Below are 22,287 nucleotides of genomic sequence, written 5' to 3'. Positions count from 1 at the left end.
CGAACCGCCGGCGCCGGCGCGTTGCACAGCGCCGCACAAACCCTACTTTCGTAGGTCGTCGAAGGACAGCGACCGAAGCCGCCGAGGCCCGGTGTCCGGCCGGGAGGGTGACAGTCCGACCCGAACCCGCCCACGCAACACCGCGACCCCGTCCGGGGAAGCGAGGATCGGCTCCAACGTGAGCCACCGAACCGCCGGCACATCCTCAGCCAACGCGGCGACCCTGACCAGGAGATCGGTCAGGGCGTCGAGATCAACCGGCTCACTCCCCCGGTACCCGGTGAGCAGCGGGGAGGCGCGCGGCGCCCGCACCAACCGGGCGGCGTCCACATCGGTCAACGGCAGGGCGCGATAAGCCCGGTCCCCCACGAGATCACTGACCACCCCCGAAAGCCCGAACGAGATCAACGTCCCGAACGAGGGATCGTCCTGAACCCCGATGGCGCACCCGGTCCCCCGCCTGGCCATCCGCTGCACGTACACGGAGCCCACCCCGGAAAGCTCGGTCAACTCGGCATAAGCGGCCCGCACAGAGTCCTCAGTGGACAGATCCAGCCGAACCCCGACAAGATCGGGCCGCCGCCAGAACCGCTCCCCGATCGCCTTCACCACAACCGGAAACCCCAACCCCACACTGGCCGCGACAGCATCATCCGCACTGTGCGCCGCCCGAAAGGCGACAACGTCAATCCCGTAACACCCCAGGAGAGCAACCGTGCGCTCATCATCCAGCTCAACCTGACCACCCCCCGGCCCGCCGCCGGCTCCCCCCACCAGACCATCCCCCCAGTCGCTGCCCGACTGGTTCTGACCACCACCCTCCACCGACCCGCCAGCAGGACCGCCCACCGAGCGATCCACAGGACCACTCACCCCAGCACTCCCCCAACCACCCACACGACCGGCCGCCACACCACCCACCGAACCGCCCGTGTGGTCGCCAACAGAACCCGCGGCCGAACCGCCCACCGAACCCTCCGCAGGGCCACTCACCCCAGCACTCCCCGAACCACCAGCGGTCGTCCCGCTCGCCGAGGCGCCCACCGCGCCCGCCGGACGGTCCACCGAGTCACCCGCCGCATCACCCGCTGAGTGATCCGAGGGGTCGCCCCCGTCAGTACTTGCCGGATCGTCCGCCGCGCCGCCCCCAGAGCCATCCGCCGACCCATCCACTGGTACGCCGGCGAGACCAGTCGCCACATCGCCCGCCAGACCGCCTGCGCGACCACCCGCAGAATCGTCCGGCGAGCGGTCCGCAGCGTCACTTCCGCGACCGTCCGCTGGTGCGCCGGCTGGACCAGTCGCCACATCGCCACCCTGACCGCCTGCGCGACCACCCGCGGGATCGTCCGGCGAGCGGTCCACAGGGTCACTTCCGCGACCGTCCGCCGCGTCGGACAGGGCGGCGGTGGCGATGGCGCGGGCACGGTCGGTGTCCGGGTTCTGCGGGCGGGCCAGCTCACCCTGTGGCGCGGCCCGCCACCGGGCGTAACGGGTGGCGCGCGCGAGCGCGAACACCGCCCGCTCCGGGCTCGGGTAGCTCGGGATGGAACCGCGCCCCGGCGCACCGCCCGGCCCGGGAACGGCCAGTTCGGCCGGGATGCCCTCGGTGGCCAGGAACGTCGAGACGATCGGCTTGCGCTCGTCCAGTTCGGCGACCGCGTCGCGCAGGGCCCTGGCGTAGGCCGCGCCCGGCGTCGTCAGCGGCGGCACGAACACGACGACCAGCGCGTCGACCTCGGGCCGGCGCAGGGCGTCGCGGACGGCGTCGGCGAGGGCGTCCGGTCCGGCGGCGGCGCCGACGTCGACGGGGGACCCGGCGAGTTCGAGGTCGCGGGAGAGCGCGGCGTCGGCGGCCAGCACACCGATCGCCGAGGAGTTGCCGACGATGGCGACCCGCCCGCCGCTCGGCAGCGGCTGGTGGGCCAGCAGCAGCGCGGTGTCGAAGAGCTGGGCGAGCGAGTCGACCCGGATCACGCCGGCCTGCTCGAACAGCGCCGCGACGCTGGCCTCGTCGACCGGCACCGAGTTCGCCGCCAGCGCCGGCAACACGGCGTTGCGCCCGGACCGCACGGCGACGATCGGCTTCACCCGCCCCAGCCGGCGCGCCAGCCTGGCGAACTTGCGCGGGTTACCGAACGATTCCAGGTAGAGCAGCACGACGTCAGTGGCCGGGTCGGTCTCCCAGTACTGGAGCAGGTCGTTGCCAGACACGTCGGCACGGTTGCCAGCGGAGACGAACGTCGACAGCCCGAGCCCTCGGGAAGCCGCGTCGGCGAGGATGGCCGTGCCGAGCGCCCCCGACTGACAGAAGAAGCCAGTACGCCCCTGACCAGGCAGAACAGGGGCGAGCGTGGCGTTGAGCCGCACCGACGGATCGGTGTTGACCACGCCCAGCGCGTTCGGGCCGACGACCCGCATGCCGTGCGCCCGGGCCTCGGTGGCCAGGCGCCGCTCGGCGCCCTGACCGTCCGGCCCGGTCTCGCCGAACCCCGAGGAGATGACGACCAGCGCCTTGACGCCCTTGTCCAGGCAGGCGTCCATGACCTCGTCGATCCCGGCGGCCGGCACGGCGACCACCGCGAGGTCCACCGGGCCGGGAATGTCCAGCACACTCGGATAGGCCCGCACACCGCGCACCGACGGCCGCTCCGCGTTGACCGGGTAGACCGGCCCGGTGAAGTCGGCGCGCAGCAGGTTGCCCAGGACGGCGTAGCCGATCTTCTCCCGGTCGGCCGAGGCGCCGATGAGCGCGACCGAACGCGGGTGAAGCAGGTTGTGCACGCTGCGTGCCTCGGCGGCCTGCTCCCGCGCCCAGGCGACCGCGACCGACTCCTCGGTGGGGTCGATGGCGAACTCGAGGTGGAACACGCCTTCTTCCATGGCCCGCGCGACCTGGTAGCCGGCGGCCCGGAAAACGCCCAGCATGGCGGAGTTCTCGGCGAGCACCTCGGCGACGAACGTGCGGATACCGCTTTCCCGGCCGGCGGCGGCGAGGTGTTCGAGCAGGATCGGCCCGAGCCCCCGGTGCTGGTGGGCGTCCTCCACCACGAACGCCACCTCGGCCGACGGCCGCTCCCCGAGCCGCTCGTACCGCGCGACCGCGACGATGTCGTCCCCGAGCAGCGCGACGAACGCGACCCGGTCGTGGTGGTCGACGGTGGTGAACCGTTCCAGGTCGCGCTGCGGGATCCTCGGGTAGGCGCCGAAGTAGCGCAGGTAGCGGGTGCGCTGGGACAGGCGCCCGTGGAAGGCGACCAACGCGTCGGCGTCGGTCGGCACGATGGGTCTCAAGTGGACGGTACCGCCGTCGGACAGCACCACGTCCGCCTCCCAGCGCCTGGGGTAGTCGAACGGGTCCATGACCGTCTCCTCAGTCCCGAGGGTCGGCGGGATCCAGGCCGTGCAGCGGGAACACGGCATGCCTGGTGTCCCGAATGCTCCGGTCCACGGCGAGTTCCACGGTGCCGTCCCACGGCTCGTGGTCGGTACCGCGGCCCTCCCCCATGGTGGCCGGGAGTTCGGCGGTCGGCGCGATCCGTTCGATGAGGTCGGTCCACTCGCGAGGCAGCGGGGTCGACGGGTCGACGTCCCGGTCGAGCATCGTGGCGATCAGGTGGGTCCACGACCGGGGCACGACCCGGATGAGCTGGTACCCGCCTCCGCCGGCGGCGAGCCACCGACCACCGGCGTAGCGCTCGGCGAGGTCCCGCACGGTCTGGTAGATGCGCCGGTGCCCGTCCACCGAGAGCGACAGGGACGCGAGCGGATCCTCGTCGTGGGTGTCCACTCCGCACTGGCTGACCAGCAGCTGCGGCTGGAAGGCGTTGAGCAGCGAGGGAACGACCGCGTGGAAGGCCCGAAACCACGCCCGGTCATCGGTCAACGGCGGCAGCGCGACGTTGACCGAGGTCCCCTCGGCCCCGTCGCTCCCGATCTCGTCGGCGAACCCGGTACCGGGGAACAGCGTCAGCGGGTTCTGGTGAAGGGAGATCGTGAGCACCCGGGGATCGTCGTAGAAGGCGGCCTGCACCCCGTCCCCGTGATGGACGTCGGTGTCGACGTAGGCGATCCGCTCGAATCCGTGGTCGAGCAGCCAGGAGATCGCGACGGCCGTGTCGTTGTAGACACAGAACCCGGCCGCCCGGCTCCGCATGGCGTGATGCAGTCCCCCCGCGATGCTCACCGCCCGTTTGGTGGCGCCGGACGCGATCTGCCGGGCGGCCATCAGGGAACTCCCGACCACCATGGCCGAGGCCTCGTGCATGCGGTCGAAGATCGGGTTGTCGGTGGTTCCCAGCCCGTGTCCGACGTCCCACCCGGCCATCGGCGCCTCCCGCACCGCGGCGATGTAGGCCGCGTCGTGGATCCGCCGAATCTCCTCCTCCGGTGCGGACTCGGGCACCAACAGCTCGACCCCGTCCAGCACCCCCAACGCCGAAGCCAACCGAACGGTCAACTCCAACCGGATGGGGTTTAAAGGGTGCTCACCGCCCAGGTCGTACCCGAGCAACGCCGAATCCCACACAACCGCCGCCGGCAAACCCATGCGATCACCCTAACCTCGCCACCCCCACCCGGCCGATCCCCAACTCACCGGCACCACCGCACCCACGAGAAGTGGACCGGCGGCGCACGCGTCACGCCGCGACGGGCCAAGGGGTGCCCGCCGCCGGGACCGCGATCACGACCGGGTTCGGCTCCGGGGCCGGACCACACGCCCCAACCGGCTGTTGGCTCAGCCTGGTTCCTGGCCGGTGGCGGCGGGCCGGTCGCGGTCGGCACTCCACTGGGACCACGAGCCGACGTAGAGGCCCGCGGGCGCGTCCGGCCCGGTGACCCCGGCGACCTCCAGTGCCAGGACCACCGAGGCGGCGGTGACTCCCGACCCGCAGTACGCGCCGACCCGCGTCCCGCCCGCCTCGGGAACGCCGAGCCCGGCGAACCGGCCGGCGAGTTCCCGGGGGGAACGCCACCGGCCGTCGTCGCCGGTGTGGCCGGAGAACGGGGCGTTGCGCGCGCCGGGGATGTGACCGGCACGCGGGTCGATCGGCTCGGTGTCGCCCCGGTAGCGCTCCGGGGCGCGGGCGTCCAGCAGGACACCGTGCCGCGCCAGGTCGGCGGCCTCGTCCGCGTCGAGCACGGGCATGCCGCCGGACCGGACGGTGATGTCGCCCGGTTCGGGGGTCGGTACCTCGGTCGTGAGCGGCAGGCCCTCGGCCACCCAGGCCGCGAACCCGCCGTCGAGCACGCTGACCTGCCGGTGTCCCGCCCAGCGCAACAGCCACCACGCCCGCGCCGCGACCGACCCGTTGTCCGTGTCGTAGACCACGACCGGCCGGTCCGACCGCACGCCGGCCGCCCGCAACGCCCCCTGCAGCACGTCCAGGCCGGGCAGCGGGTGGCGTCCACCGGCCCCCGGGGGCCCGGCGAGGTCGACGTCCAGGTCGAGGTGGACCGCGCCCGGGAGGTGTCCCCGGTCATAGTCCTCCCGACCAGGAGGACCACCGAGTCGCCACCGCACGTCCAGCACGACGGGCGACCGTCGGCCGGCCGGTACCCCGGACGACGTCGTCGACGACGTCGACGACGGGGGCGACGACGGGGCGGGCGGTGGGGACGCGGAGAGTGACGCGGAGAGTTCGGCACACGACACGAGCGGTGAGATCACGGCGCCATTGTGGTCGACCGCCACCGGGACAGCGCCTGTTCCTGTGGCCGTGGGATGCTCCTTTCAGCCTTTCGGGTCAGTGCGTTGCGACACCCATGACGGATGACGCGCGGGCACTTCACCCTGTGCGACCGCGCGAATGCTCCAACCGGGCGAACGACTAGTATGGATACCGGACGAAGGGGATTGGCGTGAACGAGCTCATCGACACCACGGAGATGTACCTCAAGACCATCTACGAGCTTGAGGAGGAGGGTGTCGTCCCGCTGCGCGCCAGGATCGCCGAACGTCTTGGACAGAGTGGCCCCACGGTCAGCCAGACGGTCGGCCGGATGGAACGCGACGGGCTCGTCATCGTCTCCAGCGACCGGCATCTGGAACTCACCGACCACGGCCGCGCCCTCGCCGTCACCGTCATGCGCAAGCACCGCCTCGCCGAGCGGTTGCTCGTCGACGTGATCGGTCTGGAGTGGGAGCACGTCCACAGCGAGGCCTGCCGCTGGGAGCACGTGATGAGCGAGGCCGTGGAGCGCAAGTTGGTGAAGCTCCTCGGCCACCCGACCACGTCCCCCTACGGCAACCCCATCCCCGGCCTGGACAAGCTCGGTGAGGGCGAGCCGGCACCCCCGGTCGAGGCCGGCCTCGTCCGGGTCGACGACGTCGCCCGCCGCGGCGGCGGCAAGGTCGAGATCCGCCGCATCGCCGAGCACGTCCAGCTCGACCCCGATCTGATGGCCGAGCTCAAGACCGTCGGTGTCGTCCCCGGCCAGACCATCCAGGTCGGACCGTCCAAGGGCGACGGCAACACCATCGAGGTCAGCAACGAGCACGCCACGGCGCAGGTCGCACCCAGCGTGCTGCACGCCGTGCTCGCACGCGCCAAGTGACGGGCGACCACGGGCGGGAGCGCGCCCACGGGTGGGCCGAGTGACCGGGTCCGCGCGAGCCGGTGGTGTGCCGACCCGCGCGGCGTCCGAGTTCGCCAGGGTTCACGGGCACGCCCCCACCGGTGTGTGGTCCGCACCGGGGCGGGTGAACCTGATCGGCGAGCACACGGACTACAACGACGGGTTCGTGCTGCCGTTCGCGTTGCCGTTCCGGATCGCGGTGGCCGCGCGGGCCCGCACCGACGGCCTGCTGGCGATCACCACGGTCGGTGACGACGGCCGGCCGCAACGAGCGGAGCCGGTGCCGGTCGAGTCGCTGGAGCCGGGCCGGGTGACCGGGTGGGCCGCGTACCCGTCCGGGGTGAGTTGGGTGTTGCGTCACGAGGGTTTCCCTTCTGGTGCTGATCTGCTCATCGCCGGCGACGTGCCGGCCGGGGCTGGACTGTCCTCCTCCCACGCACTGCAGTGCGCGACCGCGTTGGCGCTGCTCGGCCTGGCCGGGGTCGAGCTGGACCACCAGGGCGCGCCGAGCCGGTCCCAGGTGGCCGCCTGGGTCCAGCGGTCGGAGAACGACTTCGTCGGCGTCCCGACCGGCCTGCTGGACCAGACGGCTTCGTTGTGCTGCGTCGAGTCGCACGTGCTGTTCCTCGACGTCCGCTCCGGGGGGATGGAGCAGGTGCCCTTCGATGCCGCGGCAGCCGGTTTCGACGTGCTGGTGATCGACACCAAGGCACGGCACTCCCACAGCGACTCCGGCTACCGCGAACGCCGCGCCGGCTGTGAACGTGCCGCCGCGCTGCTCGGGGTGCGCGCGCTGCGCGACGTCTCGCTCAGCGGCGCCCCGAACGGGTCGGCTGACACGTCCCCGGCCGGCACCGGCACGCCCGTCCTCGACGACGCGCTGGCCGCGCTGCCCGAGGAACTCCGTCCGCTGGTCCGGCACGTGGTGACCGAGAACGACCGGGTGGAGCACACAGTCGAGTTGCTGCGCGCCGGTCGGCTCGCCGAGATCGGCGAGCTGCTCACCGCGTCGCACGAGAGCCTGCGCGACGACTACCAGGTGTCCTGCCTCGAACTGGACGTCGCCGTGGACGTCTCGCTCGCGGCCGGAGCCCTGGGTGCCAGGATGACCGGTGGTGGGTTCGGTGGCTCCGCGATCGCCCTGGTGCCCCACACGGAGCGGGACACGGTCGGGGACAAGGTGATCGCGGCGTTCGCCGAACGTTCACTACCGGCGCCCGGCCTGTTCACGGCGGTGCCCTCGGCGGGGGCCGGCCGCGACATCTGATCGACGAAGCGAACGGGCGGGCGCTGGCCCGCGAACCAGAGGAAGCGAGGACCGCGGTGAAGCTGCTCGTGACGGGCGGGGCCGGATATGTCGGGAGTGTCTGCGCGACGCGGCTGCTCGAATCCGGCCACGAGGTCGTCGTACTCGACGACCTGAGCACCGGACACGCGGACGCGGTGCCCGACGGTTGCCGGTTCGTCCAGGCGGACCTGGCCGACGCCGCCGCCGACCTGCTCGCCGAGGGCTTCGACGGCGTGCTGCACTTCGCGGCCAAGTCGCTGGTGGCCGAGTCGATGCAGGATCCGGCGAAGTACTGGTCGGGCAACGTGCTCACCTCACTGCGTCTGCTGGAAGCGGTCCGGCACGCCGGCACTCCCCGGTTGGTCTTCTCCTCCACCGCCGCGGTGTACGGCCAGCCGGAGCAGGTGCCGATCCCGGAGAGCGCGCCCACTCGCCCGACCAACACCTATGGCGCCTCCAAGCTGGCCATCGATCATGCGATCACCTCCTATGCCACCGCGTACGGCCTGTCCGCGGTGAGTTTGCGGTACTTCAACGTCGCCGGTGCCTACGGCGGCTTCGGGGAGCGGCACGCCACCGAGACACACCTGATCCCGCTGGTGTTGCAGGTGGCTCTCGGGCAGCGCGAGGCGATCCACGTGTACGGCGAGGACTACCCGACCGCCGACGGCACGTGCATCCGCGACTACATCCACGTCGGGGATCTCGCCGACGCGCACCTGCTGGCCCTGGAGCACGCCAAGCCGGGCTCGCACCAGATCTACAACCTGGGCAGCGGCACCGGTTTCTCCGTGCGCCAGGTCATCGAGGCCTGCCGGTCGGTAACCGGCCACCCCATTCCCCAGGAGGTGAAGGGCCGCCGTCCGGGCGATCCCGCCTCGCTGGTCGCGTCGAGCGAGCTCGCCCAGGCCGATCTCGGCTGGAAGCCGCGACACACCGACCTTGAGGGGATCGTGCGCGACGCGTGGGAGTTCGCGCGCGCCCGCGCCACCGCCTGACCGGCCCTGCCGCGTGCGGTCGTCGAGTCCTCATCGGACTCACACCTCCTCTCGGCTGTCGTTGGACGCCATGCCGGCACTGGTCTCGACCATGCCCAGGACCTCGTCGGGCGGGGTGCCCCGGTCGATGCAGGTGCGCAGCAGCAACGCGAGGCGCAGGTCCGGCTCGGAGTCCAGGGCGATCTCCAACGCCATGCTGGCGAGCACCGCCGAACCCCTCAGATAGGCGCACAGTCCCAACAGCGTGGCCGGAACGGCACGTTCCGGAGTGGGCACTGTTCTGGTGAGGACGGTCCACAGTCGCTCCGCACCGGACGGGTTGCCGGTGACGCACAGGGTCAGGCAGTGATCGCGTACCTGTTGGTTGCTCAGCGCGATGGACAGGCGCGCGATCTGCTCGTCGTCCAGCTCGGGCAGGGCCGGATGACTCGCCGCGAACTCGACGGTGGCCGTCACCTCCGCCCGCAGCGACGAGGCGTCCTCGTCCATGCCCTCGGCGTAGGCGGCCAGTAGCTGCGCGCGGTGCGCCACCCGGTCCTCGTCGTCCGGGGCGAGCACGTCGCGCATCTCGTCGCGACTGGCGAAGGTGACCATGCCTTCGACCGCGTGGACGGCGGCGATGGTGGAGGTTCCCGGGTCGTGTATTCGTCCGGCGCAGTCATCGCACTGGTAGCACCACCAGATTCCGCCGAGCTCGATCGAGGGCACCCAGGCCGCGTGCGTGAGCCGGACGTCGAGGTGGGCGAACTTCTCGGTCACCATGTCGATGAGTTCGCTGTGCGGCAGGTCGGGCGGATCGGCGTTGCCACCGCAGACGACCACGATCGTCGCCGAGACGACGTCGTTGCGTGCCATGACGTTGCCCAGTTGGTCGACGAGTTCGCGGCGGTCGTCGTTGTCGTCGGGGAGGTCGACGCGAATGGTCGGGCCCAGGAAAGGGCCGCCCTGTCTGGTGAAGGTGGACAGGACGAGCGAGTGATCCGGGACGAAGCCGAGCATGCCGGGAAGACCGGCGATCAGTTCGCCGAGTTCGTCGATGTGGGCTTCGGAAGGAATGAGCGGGGAAGCGGGTGGCGTTGTCATGCCTCCACCCTGCGTGAGAAACAACGGTGTGGCACGGACCAGATCGCGATCTGTGGACAACCAGAGTCGGTGTGGACAACTGCCCCGTGAAACGGCCTTCGAAAACGGAACTGTCGGTGGGTTGAGCTATCCTGTCGCGCCGCGCGCGAGCGATGTTCGGGGAGCCGCCACCGGAAGAACTACCTGTGGACAACCGTTCGGGCATTACCGAAGTTCTGGGGCACGATGTCCCCATGAAGGAATTCGTCTCAGCGCTGCCCAAGACCGAGCTGCATGTGCACCTCATCGGCTCGGCGTCCGCCGACACCGTCCTGGAGCTGGCCAGGCGGCACCCGGACATCGGTGTGCCCACCGAACGGGACGCGCTGCACTCCTTCTACGAGTTCACCGACTTCGCGCACTTCATCGAGGTCTACGTCCAGGTCAACCGGCTGGTGACCGAGGCGACGGACGTGACGGCGCTGGTCGACGGGCTCGCCACGGACCTCGCCGGCAACGGTGTGCGCTACGCCGAGGTCACGGTCACTCCGTCCGCTCATCTGCTGATGGGCCTCGACCCGGTGGAGCTGGCCGAGGCGCTGACCGTGGGCAGGACGCTCGCCCGGCAGCGGCACGGGGTCGAGGTGGCGTGGGTGTTCGACATCGCCGGGTCTCTCGGTTACCGGCAGGGCATCGCCACCGCCGAGTGGGTGCTGGCCCACCGGCCGGCGGGCACTGTCGGGTTCGGACTCGGCGGCAACGAGGTCGGTGTTCCCCGGTCCAAGTACAGCGATCCGTTCCGCATGGCGCGCGAGGGCGGGTTGCACCTCGTACCGCACGCCGGGGAGACCACCGGCCCGGAGACGATCTGGTCGGCGCTGCGCGACCTGCACGCCGAACGGATCGGCCATGGCACCAGTGCCGCCGACGACCCGGAGTTGCTGGCGCACCTGGCCGGTGAGGGCATCGCGGTGGAGGTCTGTCCCAGCTCCAACATCCGCACCAGGGCCGTCCGCTCGCTCGCCGAGCACCCGTTACCGAGGCTGCTCGACGCCGGTGTCCCGGTCACGCTCGCCACCGACGACCCGGGCATGTTCCACACCGACCTCAACTCCGAGTACCTGCTGTGCCATGAACACTTCGGCCTCGGCCGGTCCGAGCTGGCGGACCTGGCACGGGCCGGCGTGCACGCGGCGTTCTGCTCGTCGGAGCTGAAGTCGGCGCTGCTCGGCGACATCGCTGCGGTCGAACGCGGAGAGGAGGGCCGTACCGAGGCACATCACCGGTAGGCCCCATCGAACAGAAAGGTGACAGCAAAGGAGAAACACAACGAATCGAGATACGTCCCCCGGCGTGCGGAAGCCACGTCAGGTCGTGGGTGTCGACCACCACGTCGCCGACGTGGCGGGTCAGATGAGCCCGGCGAGCTTGTACGCGATCAACGAACCGGCGACGGCGACGTTGAGGCTGAGCCCGGTGCCGATCATCGGGATCTCGACGGCGCGGTCGAGCAGGGCGGTGGCTTCGGTCGGGATGCCGTCGCTCTCGTGGCCGAGCACGACGACCGTGCGTCGACGCGCGGGGGCCAGGTCGGCGAGCGGGATGGCCTCGTCGGCCAGCTCGACCCCGATGACGTCGCTGCCGGCGCGGCGTTGGGCGGCGAGCCAGCCGAGGGGGTTGTTGACCCAGTGCACGCACGACGGGCGACGCAACGTGTTGCCCCGGTCCAGCGCGTCCCGGATCCACGGCCTGACCGGGACGGCGAGACAGGCACCCACCGCGTCGCAGGTACGCAGCAGGGTGCCGAGGTTGACGCCGTGTTTCGGCCACAACGGAGCAAGGAGGAGGTGATCCCAACAGGAATGAGCACGCCTGCGACGGCGGCCACGTAGTTCGGCCCTCGTGCGCACCCACATCGGCCCGGCGCTCATCGGGCGCCCTGGCAGGTCCTTTCGGTCATGGTGAGAGGCGTTTCGCGGCACGCCCGAGCCATCGACGACGATCTCGCGGGTTGAACCGAGGATACCGCGCGTCGCACGCCGGTGGGGCTGGTCAGCGGCCGCCGACGACGGCCTCGGGGCGGTCCCGCCTGCTGTGCAGGTCCCAGAAGACATCGGCGATGTCATCCGGGTCGAGCATCTCGAACCGCAGTTCGTCCGGGGTGAAGTCACCGAACTGGGTGGCGCCGGCGGAGCTGGCCAGCAGTGCTTCCACCGCGCTACGGCGGATGAGCCCGCCGATCGGCACGACACCGACATACACACCGTCACCGGCGACGGCCGCGTTGAGGTTGTGGAGGTAGTTGCGCATGCCGGCCAGGGCGATGCCGACGTTCGCCAGTTGGGGCGTCGGTTCGATGGCACTGGAGCCCGAGGCGAACAGCAGCGAGCCGTGGCCGCGTTCGCGCATACCCGGCAGCAGGAGTCCGGTCAGGGCGATCGGCGCGAGCAGCAGCAGGTCGAGCTGGTGGGGCAGGGCGTCGCCGTCAACGTCGAAGATGCCGACGGGCGGGTGGTCGAGGCCGTTCGGGCTGTACACGGCGACGTCGATGTGTCCGAAGTGCGCGGTGATCGCCTCGACGGCGGCCACGAGTTGGGCGCGGTCGAGCAGGTCGGCGGTGAACGTGGCGGTCTCCACGCCGGGCAGGCCGGCCACAAGCGCGTCGAGGTTCTCCTGGCTTCTGGCGACGAGGGCGACCCGGTGTCCTTCGGCGGCGAAGCGGCGGGCGACGGACAGGCCAAGCGCTGGGCCAGCGCCGAAGACGGCGACGGTCTTCACAGGTGATGCTCCAATAACTTGAGTATGTCCTCAACTTCCGTCGTCACCGTAGCACCAACTTGAGAACGCCCTCAAGTTTAGGTTGAGGGCGTTCTCAAGTTCTAGGATTGGGGTGTGTCCACGACCGACCGACCGCTGCGCCGGGACGCCCAGCGCAACCGAGACCTGCTGGTCGCCGCGGCCCGGCGGCTGTACGCGACACGGGGACTGGATGTGCCGCTGGAGGACGTCGCACGGGAGGCCGGGGTCAGCATCGGCACGTTGTACAACCGTTTCCCCACGCGGGGGTCGCTGGTCGACGCCGCGCTGGCGTCGAAGGTCGCGTCGGCGGTCGAGTTCGCCGAACAGGCGGTGGCGACGGAGGACTCCTGGGCTGGTTTCGTGTGGTTTCTCGAGCGCACGTGTGAGTTGCAGGCGTCCGATCGCGGCTACAACGACCTGTGCGCGAGCCAACTCGACGACGCCGTCGAGGTCACCGCGCTCAAGGAGCGGGGAGCCGGACTGCTGCGCCAGGTGATCGACAACGCCAAACGCGCCGGCGAACTACGCGCGGACTTCGACGACGGCGACTTCGCCTTCGTGCTGTGGGGCACCACCCGCACGATCGAGGCCACCGGCGAACACGCCCCGAACGCGTGGCGACGACACCTCGCGTTCATGCTGGACGGATTCCGCGCGGCGGCCGCACACCCGCTGCCAGCGCCACCACTCGAACCGGACGAAGTCGCCAGGGCGATGCGCCGCCTCAGCGGCACCTGACGATTCCCCGCCCACCACAGCGAAGCGGACCAGCAATCGCGACAACGAGCGCGGATTCCGCAACGCCAACAACGACAAACAACCGCGACAACAGCAACGGCGACAACGACAACGGCGAACGCGACAGCAGCAGCGGTGATCGCGGCATGCGACCCACCGGCCATGGCCGCGGCGCGGTGGCGGAGCGGCGGCGGCGGCGGAGCGGCGGCGGCGGTGGCGGCGCGGTGGCGGTGGCGGTGGCGGTGGCGGCAAACGGTGTGGACGATCCTTTTCGGGGCGCAACCCTGAACGCCGTGTCGTGTGTGTTGGGTTTGTGGACTGTTCACCTCAGCAGGGGCGAAATCACCCGACTGGGTGGATGTTGGTCACTCAGTGGCCAGGGGTTCGCTGCGTGACAGGCAAGTGTCGGCGGTGTGCTGGTTGACCACCGGCGGGAGGACGCTCCCGGCCCCGGTACAGTCGCCGGGGCGCCGGTCGCGTCGGTCGCGTCGATCGTTGGCTTCGGGCTGTCGGGGCTTGGGCGATCTGAGAATGGGTAAAGCCGAAAGCTGAGAGCGTATGTCCGAACGGACCGAAGCACCGCCGTCGCAGGACGGGATCGTGTCGGAGTCGGAAGGGTCCGGCGGGGTGTCCGGAGCTGACGCGCCCACGGAGGCTCGGCGGCGGAGATTCCTCCCGGGTGCGCTGACCAGTGTCAGCCTGATCGCCGCCGTCTTCTTCATTCTGGCGGGGATCGGCACCCCGCTGCTCGGCACCACCGTGTTCGCCGCCACCGATGAGCTGTCCACCACCAGTCCCTACTTCGACAGTGGGCTCGGTGGCATCGACGTGCAGAACACCTACATGGACGACACCTACGACGCCATGTTGCCGAACACCATTCTGTACATGGAATCCCTGCGTGAGGGCGTCTCCGCCCAGTGGAACCCCTACATCGCCGGGGGTACCGCGCTCGGGTCCATTCCCAGCTACGCCGTGTTCTCGCCGCTGAGCATCCCCTACTACCTCCTTCCGGGGTGGCTCGCGCCCGCCTACGTCAAACTCCTGGAGATGGCCGCCGCGCTGTTGGGCGCCTACCTGTTCCTGCGTCGTCTCAATCTCGGTAAGCCCGCGGCGATCCTCGGTGGACTGGTGTTCACCAGCTCCGCCTTCATGATCATGTGGACGAACTGGCCGCAGACCAGGGTCGCCGCGATGATTCCGTGGGTGTTCTGGGGCGTGGAGCGGCTCATCCAGCGACGACGACCTACCGACGCGGTACTGCTCGCCCTGCCTGTCGCCTTCATGCTGCTCGCCGGGTTCCCGGCGGTGACCGCACTGTCGCTGATCAGCGCGGGGATCTACTTCCTGGTTCGGGTCTTCGCCGAACATCTCGGGCACTGGCGACGACTCGTCGGGGTCACGCTCGGCGCCATCGGGGCGATCGCCGCCGGGGCCGCGTTGTCGGCGTTCCAACTCCTCCCCTTCGCGAAGTTCTACCAGAACTGGCTCATCGAGGGCAGATCACAAACACCCGACGACCATCTCGGCCTCCCCGAGCTGACCACCGCCATAGCGCCGCACGCGATGGGCGGGCTCAACGCCGCCGACCCACCGATCTGGTACCTCCCGCACTTCGGGCGCAACATGGTCGAGGCCATGTCCTACATCGGCGCCGGCGCCGTCGTGCTGATCGTCGTGGCGATCGCGCTCGCGCGGGCCGGACGGTCCCTGCTGCCGAAGTCCGCCTGGTGGGTGCTGACCGGGATGAGCCTCGCGTGGCTCGCGCTCATCTACCTCCCCGGGCCGCTCTCGCTCGTGCACACCCTGCCCGTGTTCTCCAGCAACTACATCGGCCGCGCCCGCTGTGTGCTCGGCATGCTGCTCGCGGTCCTCGCCGCCGTCGGGTTCGAGTTGTTGCTGCGCAACCGCAAGCGGATCGGTGAGGCGCTGCGGGCGGCGAAGCTGCGGGCGCTGTACGGAGTTCTCGTCGTGGCCGGCACCGGGGCCGGGATCGCCGTCGTGTGGCTGGCGGGTCGGGATGCCGCGCTCGCCAAGGACGAGGAGGCCGGCACCGACCCGGTCAGCCGCCTCCAACACCTCGACCAGAACATGGTGCTCGGCGTCGCGTTGGTCGGTGCGGGGCTGGTCGCCGCCGTGCTGATCTTCGCCTCGGCGGGGCGGCGCGGGGGCTGGCGGTTCACCCGGTTCGGCGCCGCGACCGTACTGCTCGCGATCATCGCCGGGCAGTCGTTCTCGCTGGCCAACTCCTACTGGCCGCGCGTCGACAAGGACACCTTCTACCCGACGACCGACGTGCACGCCTTCCTCGCCGACAACCTCGGGCCCGACCGGTTCGCCGGCTCCGTCGACGCGATGGTCATGGGCGCCGACTCGGCCATGAAACTGCGGGCGCTGACCGGCCACACGTTCATCGAGAAGAACTTCGCCACGCTCATCCGGGGCATGCCGGGCAACCCCATCCCCTACCCGACCCACCTGAACTTCCGGCCGCTGCCGTCGGTCGCCACCAGCCCGGTGCTCGACCGGCTCGGGGTGCGCTACTTCGTCACCTCGCCGATCAACGACGTCTTCGGCGCCCGGCGGATCGACTGGGGCGACGGCTCGATGGTGCCGATGTCCGGCAACACCCCCGTCACGCTCCCGGTCCCCGGCGAAGGCCCGGTCCGCGCCGTCGGTTTCGTCCCGGGCGTCACCTTCCCCGAGCAGGACGACCCGACCTACGGCGTCGACGTCGAACTGACCGACGCCAACGGCGACACCGTCGCCACCGCGCGGCGCAGCGCACGCGGCATGACCGCCAACCGCCCGTTCATGATCCCGATCGACGCCCAGGACGTGCCCGCCGGCACGTCGCTGACCGCCACGTTCACCCTGAACCTCGGCGAGCGGCTCGCGGTGCGCGGCACCGGCCTCGAACCGTCCGTGTCCTCGGTCGCCGTCGCCGACGACGGGCTCGAACTCGCCCACGTCGGCTCGGCCGTCGTCTGGGAACGCACCACCGCGCTGCCGCGCATCCGCTGGGCCTCCAGCGTCTACACCGAGTCCGACGAGGTGCAGCGGGTCGCCCTGCTGGCCGCCGGGGCCATCGACGACGACCAGGTGCTGCTCAACGAGGAGGCGCCGCCCGCGTCCGGCGCCGGCGCCGACGTCAGCATCGCCCAGGACCTCAACGACGTCGTCGAGACAACCGTCAACGCCGAGGGCGACGGCTACCTGGTGGTCGCCGACGCCGACCAGGTCAGCTGGCAGGCCACCATCGACGGCCAGCCGACCGAGCTGCTGCCGGCCGACCAGGGCGTCGTCGCGGTCGCCGTGCCCGAGGGCCGGCACACCGTGACGCTGCGCTACGTCGCCCCGTACAGCAACGCCGGGCTGTGGTTGAGCCTGTTCACCGCCGTGCTGCTGATCGGCGTGGTCGTGACCGACCAACTCGTCCAACGCCGCCGCCGCGACGGGAAGCCCACCGCACAACCCCCCGCTGAGTAGCCGCTCGCCCGGCTCGCGGACACTGCCGACCGGCCGGCGCGCGGGGCACCGATGGACAGCCGTCGGGCCCTGTGGGGTGCCACCGGGCAGCCCGCCTGGCTGGTGCGGGGGCACCGCAGGAAAGCCCGCCTGGCTGGAGCGGCGGCACCGCAGGAAAGCCCGCCTGGCTGGAGCGGCGGCACCGCAGGAAAGCCCTTCTGGCCAGCGCAGGGGGCCACCGGAAAGCCCATGGACGTGCGGGTGGGCACCGCCCGGAAAGGCCGCCTAGCCAGCGCAGGAAGCCGCCGGAAGCCCACCTGGCCAGCGCAGGGGGCCACCGGAAAGCCCATGGACGTGCGGGTGGGCACCGCCCGGAAAGGCCGCCTTGCCGGCGCGGGGGGACCGCCGGAAAGCCCGCTTGGCCGGCCGCGGGGGTACCGCAGGAAAGCCCGTCCAGCCAGCGCAGGGAGCCGCCGGAAGGCCCGCTTGGCCGGCGCGGGGGGCACTGCCGGAAAGCCCACCTGGCCGGCGCGGGTCGTTACCGGGCAGCCGGTCTGGCCGGCGCAGGGCACCGCCGAAGGCTCATCTGGCCCGTGTGGGCCGCGCCGTCGGAGAGCCCATCTGGCGCGGGGATCCCCCCGATTTCCATTTTAGTCGAGGAGGCCTGGGGTTCGGGAGTGTTGGGCCGGGGCTGTGGACAACGTTGGTCGCGAGTGGTCTGGTCGCCGCGAGTCGGTCGGTCAGACGGGGCGGGCTGGTCAGTCTGGTTTGCGGGCCACGGCGAAGTATCCGAGGGAGACCAGGCCGCTGCCGAAGCGGATGCCCCGGCGGGTGCCGCGCAGCCGGTAGCGCACGGCGATCGCCAGCTGTTGGGGTAGGCACAGCAGGTGGCGCAGGCCCGGCAGCAGGCTCAGGGGGCGCTTCAGGCGCAGCAGCCGTCCCAGGGCGTTGAGGGCCTGGGACAGGGCCAGCACGCCCATGTGGCTGCCCAGCAGCAGCGGGCCGCCCTGGGCGTCGACCCGTTCCACCTCGAAGCCGGCGTTGCGCAGGACGGCGGCCAGGCCGTAGCGGGTGAACCGGGCGTAGTCGTAGGGGGCCTCGTGGGTCGGGTAGAAGAACGGGACGGTGACGATCAGGTGCCCGCCGGGGCGCAGCACACGGAACGTCTCGCGGGCGGCGGCACCGGCGTCGTCGACGTGTTCCCAGACCTGGGTCGACAGCACCGTGTCGAAGGAGGCGTCGCGGAACGGTAGGCGGTTGGCGAAGGCCAGGGCGGACAGGCCCTCGATCGGGGCGGCGTCGACGGCGACGACCTGGTCGACCTTCGGCTCGTACCAGTCGCGGTAGGGCTGGTTGCCGGCGCCGGCGTCGAGCAGGCGACCGGTGAACACGTCGCCCACATCGGCCAGCCATTCGCCGATCGCGGCGCCGGGGAGCAGCGACAGCGTGCTGGTCGGGTCCGAGTACGGGACCCCGTCGCGGATCCTGGCCTTGCCCTGCCGGTGCCGGACCCGGCCGTTGGCGGTCGCCTCGGCCGGCTGGGTGGGGGCGTCGGTGGTCGCGTTGGTGGTCTCGGTCACCCGAGCGATCCTAGCCAGTGGCTACCGCGCACCCCGACCAACCGCGTCCAGCACGTGCCGCCACGCGGCCGACAACCCCGTGCGCAGCGGCGTACGGGGTTTCCAGCCCAGGGACTCACCAGCCAGCCCCACGTCCAGCCACGAGTGGGGGATGTCGAAACCTCGGGCGGACTCGCGCCGCACACCGGAGAACGGGGTGCTGGTGACGTCGCAGACCGCCTCGGCCAGGTCGCCCAGCGAGGTCGGTACGCCGGAGCCGACGTTGAGCACCGGGGGCAGCGGGCCGGCGTGGTGGTCGTGCACGGCGGCCAACGCCTCGGCGATGTCGTCGACGTACACGAAATCCCTGGTGGTGGACGGGTCACCGAACAGGGTGATCGGCTCACCCCTGGCCAGCGCCCGCATCCAGTACGCGATGACGCCCTGGCCGCTGGCCGCCGGCTGACCGGGCCCGTACGCGTTCGCCACGCGCGCCACCAGGCCCCGCTCGCCGACCGGCCCGGCGGTGAGCAGACAGCCTTCCATCGCCAGCTTCGCCTGACCGTAGGCGCTGGGCGGGACAGTCGGCGAATCCTCGCGGTAGGGCGGTTCCCCCGCCGGGTCGTACACCGTGCCGCCCGAGCTGATCAGTACTATTCGCGGTGGATTGGCAAGTTGTCCCACTGTTCGCAGCATCGACGCGAACGTGTCGCGGTCCTCCTGAGCCCGCCACGGCTCCGCATCCGCGACCGCGGGATTGATACTCGTCGCCAACCAGAACACTGTCCTGGCGCTCAGTAGTTGGTCGTCCGGCACGCCGGGACCGGTCAGAAAGGGAGTTTCACGCGTGTATTCAGCGACGCGAACACCGCCCGCGCGCAACGTGCGGACCAGCACCGTGCCGAGGAACCCGGACGCGCCGACGACGGCGGCCGGTGCCGAGGACGGCGCGGTCGTCGGGTTCGCGTCGCCCGCCGACCCGTTCTCCTGGTCCATGTTGACGTTCCTCCGTGGCAGTGACCGGTGAGCCGGCGCCCGCGTCTGCTCGTCGTCGCCTCTACTTTTCCCGCGTCCGCAGAGGATGGCACACCGGCGTTCGTGCGCGACCTGGCAGCCTTCCAGGCGCGCGAGTTCGACACCGAGGTGCTGGTCCCGCAGGTGCGGGGCGGCCAGCCGGTGGAGAACGTGAACGGCATGACCGTGCGCCGGTTCCGGTATTTCCCCCGGCGGTGGGAGGATCTGGCGCACGGCGCGATCATCGAGAACCTGCGGACGAAGAAGTCCCGCTGGTTGCAGGTGCCGCCGTTCTTTCTTTCCGAGATCATCGCGCTGCGGCGCGCGGTGCGCCGGCACCGCCCGGACGTCGTGCACGTGCACTGGATGATCCCGCAGGGCGTGTCGGCGCTGCTGGCCGCGCGCAAGGTCCCGTGGGTGGTGACCACGCTCGGCGGTGACGTCTACGCCCTCAAGGACCCGGTCAGCCGCCGGCTCAAGCGCGCCGTGCTGCGCCGCGCCAGCGCGGTCACCACGATGAACGAGGACATGCGCCAGCGGCTGATCGACCTGGGCGCCGACGCCGACACCACCACGGTGCTGCCGATGGGCGCGGACGTCGACACGATCCGCGCGGCCGGCGCCGGGGTGGACCGCGAGCCGGGCCGGATCATGTTCGTCGGCCGGCTGGTGGAGAAGAAGGGCGCAGCGGTGCTGCTGACGGCGCTGCGGGCGCTGGCCGACCTGCCCGGCTGGCAGCTGGACGTGATCGGCGACGGGCCGCTACGGGCCGAGCTGGAACGTCAGGCGCAGGGACTGCCGGTGACCTTCCACGGCCAGGCGGGCCGCGCGCAGCTGGCGGCCGTCTACGCCAGGGCGCAGATCGCGGTGTTCCCGTCGAAGGCGGCGGCCTCGGGCGACCAGGACGGGTTGCCGGTGGCGCTGCTGGAGGCGATGTCGGCCGGCCCGGTCGTGGTGGCCTCGCGGATCCCGGGGATCGACGCGGCCGTGGTGGACCGGGAGAGCGGTGTGCTGGTCGCGCCGGACGACGCGGACGCGCTCGCCGGGGTCCTGCGGGAGCTGCTCGGCGACGCCGGCCTGCGGGAGCGCCTGTCGGCCGGCGGCACGCGACGAGCGCAGGAGTTCTCGGTGGACGCGCTGGGCGCCCGGTACTGCGCGCTGCTGCACGAGGTCGCCGGCCGCTGAGCCCACGGCCGACGATCACGGTCGCCGGGGCCGCCCGGTTCATGGCGCCGCCCGGTTCACGGGCGGCGGGCCGGTCCACGGGCGCAGGCCGGGACCGGCGCCGACACGGTCGCGGTGACGCAGTAGTGGCGATGACGCGGCGGCGCGGCGGTCGCGGTGGGGCGGTCGCGGCAGCGGTGGCGGCGGTCGCGCGATACGGGTCCGGCGGTGGTGCGGTCACAGCGGCGCGATCGCACGGCGGTAGCGCGGTCGCGGTGGCAGCGGCAGCGGTCGCGCAGCAGCGGTGGCAGCGGCAGTGGGCTCGGCAGCGGTCACGCGGTACCGGTACCGGCGATGGCGCGGTCGCGGCGACACGGTCACAACGGCGCGGTCGCGCGGTCACGTGGCGGCAGCGCGGTCGCGATGGCAGCGGCAGCGGTCGCGCAGCAGCGGTGGCGGTCGCGCAGCGGCAGCGGTCGCGCAGCAGCGGTGGCGGTCGCGCAGCGGCAGCGGTCGCGCGGTTCCGCAGCGGCAGCGGCTCAGTAGCAGCGGCGCGGTACCGCTCCGGCAGTGGCAGCGGCAGCGGCTCGGTAGCAGCGGCGACGGCGTGGCAGCGGTGGCAGCGGTCGCGCGGTACCGGCTCCGGCGCGGTCGCGCCGCAGCGACAGTGTGCCGGTCGCGCGGCAGCGACAGCGGGGCGGTGGCGGTGGGCTGGGCAGCGGTCGCGCGGTACCGGCTCCGGCGGGGGCGCGGTGGCGTGGCGCGGTCCGTGGGAGCGGCTCGCGCCTGGGTCAGAGTTGGAAGGGTGTCGGGGGGAAGCGGGTGGGGCCGCCGGCCGGGGCCGGTCCCTCCTTGGTGCCCAGCCAGATGTAGGTCGGGATGATCGGCGCCAGGGCCTTCCAGAAGGCGGGCGGGGCGGTGGCCAGGCGGCCGGGCACCATGTCGTCGGCGCCGAAGCGTTCCGGTTCGCAAAGCACGGTGTAGGTGTAGTCCCAGATGCGCAGGCCGTGGCAGAGTTTGCGCAGGCCGGGGCGGGTGCGGAACCGCTCGTAGTACTTCTCGCCCTTGCCGGCGGCGCGCATGTAGCGGTCGGCGAGGCCGTAGGGCAGCCAGGACAGCAGCGGCAGGCCGTAGTGCGGCTCGATGACCTGCAGGCGGTTGCCAAGGCCGAGGTAGGCGACGCCGGTCGGCGACAGGATCCGGCGGATCTCGTCCATCACCGCGTCCGGGTCGACGACGTGCTCGTAGATCTGGTTGAACACCACGATGTCGACCGAGTTGTCCGGGAACGGCAGGGCGCTGCCGTCGGTGCACAGGAAGGCCACGGCGTTGCCGAAGCGCTTGCTGGCCGCGACCAGGCCCGGCTCGTCGATGTCGATACCGACCACCTGGCCGCCGGCCTTGGCCAGTTCGTCGGCGATGAACCCGGTCGAGCAGCCGAGGTCCAGGACCACCAGGTCCTTGAGGTCCTCGCGGCCGAGGTGGTGTTCGAGCACCCGGATGATCTTCTGCGCCTTCTTGCGCCGCCCCGACTCCGCGTGCATCTCCGGCTGGAGCTCGGAGTAGGCAAGCTGCATCTCGCGCTCGGCCACGTCGGCTGGTTCCTCTCGATGGACAG

The 22,287-nt window shown here is 71.4% G+C and carries 17 protein-coding genes; 8 read left to right on the top strand and 9 right to left on the bottom strand.

Annotation, left to right across the window (positions count from 1 at the left end; genetic code table 11):
- Positions 1 to 42 precede the first annotated feature (42 nt).
- The 3 genes from BLA60_RS45290 to BLA60_RS05030 all read right to left on the bottom strand — a co-directional run bounded on the left by BLA60_RS45290 (position 43) and on the right by BLA60_RS05030 (position 5,533).
- Positions 43 to 3,363, bottom strand: a complete 3,321-nt coding sequence (locus tag BLA60_RS45290) for a bifunctional acetate--CoA ligase family protein/GNAT family N-acetyltransferase (protein ID WP_084734664.1) — start codon at positions 3,361 to 3,363, stop codon at positions 43 to 45.
- A 10-nt stretch (positions 3,364 to 3,373) separates the two neighbouring features.
- Positions 3,374 to 4,549 (bottom strand): acetoin utilization protein AcuC, encoded by a 1,176-nt coding sequence (locus BLA60_RS05035; RefSeq protein WP_075131567.1) that lies wholly within the window; start codon positions 4,547 to 4,549, stop codon positions 3,374 to 3,376.
- Between the two features lie 189 nt (positions 4,550 to 4,738).
- On the bottom strand, positions 4,739 to 5,533 hold the full coding sequence (locus BLA60_RS05030; protein WP_245811832.1) for a sulfurtransferase: 795 nt from the start codon (positions 5,531 to 5,533) through the stop codon (positions 4,739 to 4,741).
- 329 nt (positions 5,534 to 5,862) lie between these two features.
- On the opposite strand from BLA60_RS05030, the gene BLA60_RS05025 reads away from it, so the two are divergent.
- The 3 genes from BLA60_RS05025 to galE are packed head-to-tail and all read left to right on the top strand — an operon-like array spanning position 5,863 to position 8,865.
- Complete coding sequence (locus tag BLA60_RS05025) at positions 5,863 to 6,558, top strand: iron-dependent transcriptional repressor DtxR (protein ID WP_075131566.1); 696 nt, start codon at positions 5,863 to 5,865, stop codon at positions 6,556 to 6,558.
- A gap of 40 nt (positions 6,559 to 6,598) precedes the next feature.
- On the top strand, positions 6,599 to 7,846 hold the full coding sequence (gene galK / locus BLA60_RS05020; protein WP_245811831.1) for a galactokinase: 1,248 nt from the start codon (positions 6,599 to 6,601) through the stop codon (positions 7,844 to 7,846).
- Positions 7,847 to 7,902: 56 nt separating this feature from the next.
- A complete protein-coding gene (gene galE / locus BLA60_RS05015; protein ID WP_075131564.1) occupies positions 7,903 to 8,865 on the top strand; it encodes a UDP-glucose 4-epimerase GalE in 963 nt (320 codons plus the stop codon).
- Between the two features lie 39 nt (positions 8,866 to 8,904).
- On the opposite strand, the gene BLA60_RS05010 is transcribed toward galE, so the two are convergent.
- Entirely contained in the window at positions 8,905 to 9,948 is a 1,044-nt protein-coding gene (locus tag BLA60_RS05010; RefSeq protein WP_084734663.1) for a DUF4192 domain-containing protein, read from the bottom strand.
- A 233-nt stretch (positions 9,949 to 10,181) separates the two neighbouring features.
- Between BLA60_RS05010 and add the strand changes: the two genes are divergently transcribed.
- Positions 10,182 to 11,216, top strand: a complete 1,035-nt coding sequence (gene add / locus BLA60_RS05005) for an adenosine deaminase (RefSeq protein WP_075131562.1) — start codon at positions 10,182 to 10,184, stop codon at positions 11,214 to 11,216.
- A 120-nt stretch (positions 11,217 to 11,336) separates the two neighbouring features.
- On the opposite strand, the gene BLA60_RS05000 is transcribed toward add, so the two are convergent.
- Entirely contained in the window at positions 11,337 to 11,759 is a 423-nt protein-coding gene (locus tag BLA60_RS05000; RefSeq protein ID WP_245811830.1) for a TrmH family RNA methyltransferase, read from the bottom strand.
- A gap of 220 nt (positions 11,760 to 11,979) precedes the next feature.
- A complete protein-coding gene (locus tag BLA60_RS04995; protein ID WP_075131560.1) occupies positions 11,980 to 12,705 on the bottom strand; it encodes an SDR family NAD(P)-dependent oxidoreductase in 726 nt (241 codons plus the stop codon).
- 114 nt (positions 12,706 to 12,819) lie between these two features.
- Between BLA60_RS04995 and BLA60_RS04990 the strand changes: the two genes are divergently transcribed.
- Both BLA60_RS04990 and BLA60_RS04985 read left to right on the top strand, forming a co-directional pair.
- Positions 12,820 to 13,464, top strand: a complete 645-nt coding sequence (locus BLA60_RS04990; protein WP_211288611.1) for a TetR/AcrR family transcriptional regulator — start codon at positions 12,820 to 12,822, stop codon at positions 13,462 to 13,464.
- Positions 13,465 to 14,022: 558 nt separating this feature from the next.
- On the top strand, positions 14,023 to 16,953 hold the full coding sequence (locus BLA60_RS04985; protein WP_075131559.1) for a YfhO family protein: 2,931 nt from the start codon (positions 14,023 to 14,025) through the stop codon (positions 16,951 to 16,953).
- Between the two features lie 737 nt (positions 16,954 to 17,690).
- Here the strand turns inward: BLA60_RS04985 and BLA60_RS04980 are convergent.
- Together BLA60_RS04980 and BLA60_RS04975 are read right to left on the bottom strand one after the other, a co-directional pair.
- A complete protein-coding gene (locus tag BLA60_RS04980; protein WP_075131558.1) occupies positions 17,691 to 18,512 on the bottom strand; it encodes a class I SAM-dependent methyltransferase in 822 nt (273 codons plus the stop codon).
- A 21-nt stretch (positions 18,513 to 18,533) separates the two neighbouring features.
- Entirely contained in the window at positions 18,534 to 19,388 is an 855-nt protein-coding gene (locus BLA60_RS04975) for an NAD-dependent epimerase/dehydratase family protein (protein WP_245811873.1), read from the bottom strand.
- On the opposite strand from BLA60_RS04975, the gene BLA60_RS45285 reads away from it, so the two are divergent.
- Complete coding sequence (locus BLA60_RS45285) at positions 19,339 to 19,518, top strand: hypothetical protein (protein WP_245811882.1); 180 nt, start codon at positions 19,339 to 19,341, stop codon at positions 19,516 to 19,518. The genes BLA60_RS04975 and BLA60_RS45285 overlap by 50 nt on opposite strands.
- A 71-nt stretch (positions 19,519 to 19,589) precedes the next feature.
- Complete coding sequence (locus tag BLA60_RS04970; RefSeq protein ID WP_162292903.1) at positions 19,590 to 20,690, top strand: glycosyltransferase; 1,101 nt, start codon at positions 19,590 to 19,592, stop codon at positions 20,688 to 20,690.
- 770 nt (positions 20,691 to 21,460) lie between these two features.
- Here BLA60_RS04970 and BLA60_RS04965 read toward each other — a convergent pair.
- On the bottom strand, positions 21,461 to 22,261 hold the full coding sequence (locus BLA60_RS04965; RefSeq protein WP_211288610.1) for a class I SAM-dependent methyltransferase: 801 nt from the start codon (positions 22,259 to 22,261) through the stop codon (positions 21,461 to 21,463).
- Positions 22,262 to 22,287 lie beyond the last annotated feature (26 nt).

Origin of the sequence: Actinophytocola xinjiangensis (genome assembly GCF_001921215.1) — a bacterium.
Classification (GTDB): domain Bacteria; phylum Actinomycetota; class Actinomycetes; order Mycobacteriales; family Pseudonocardiaceae; genus Actinophytocola; species Actinophytocola xinjiangensis.
The sequence above is the reverse complement of the archived record's forward strand: the minus strand, read 5'-3'. Positions and strand labels throughout refer to the sequence as shown.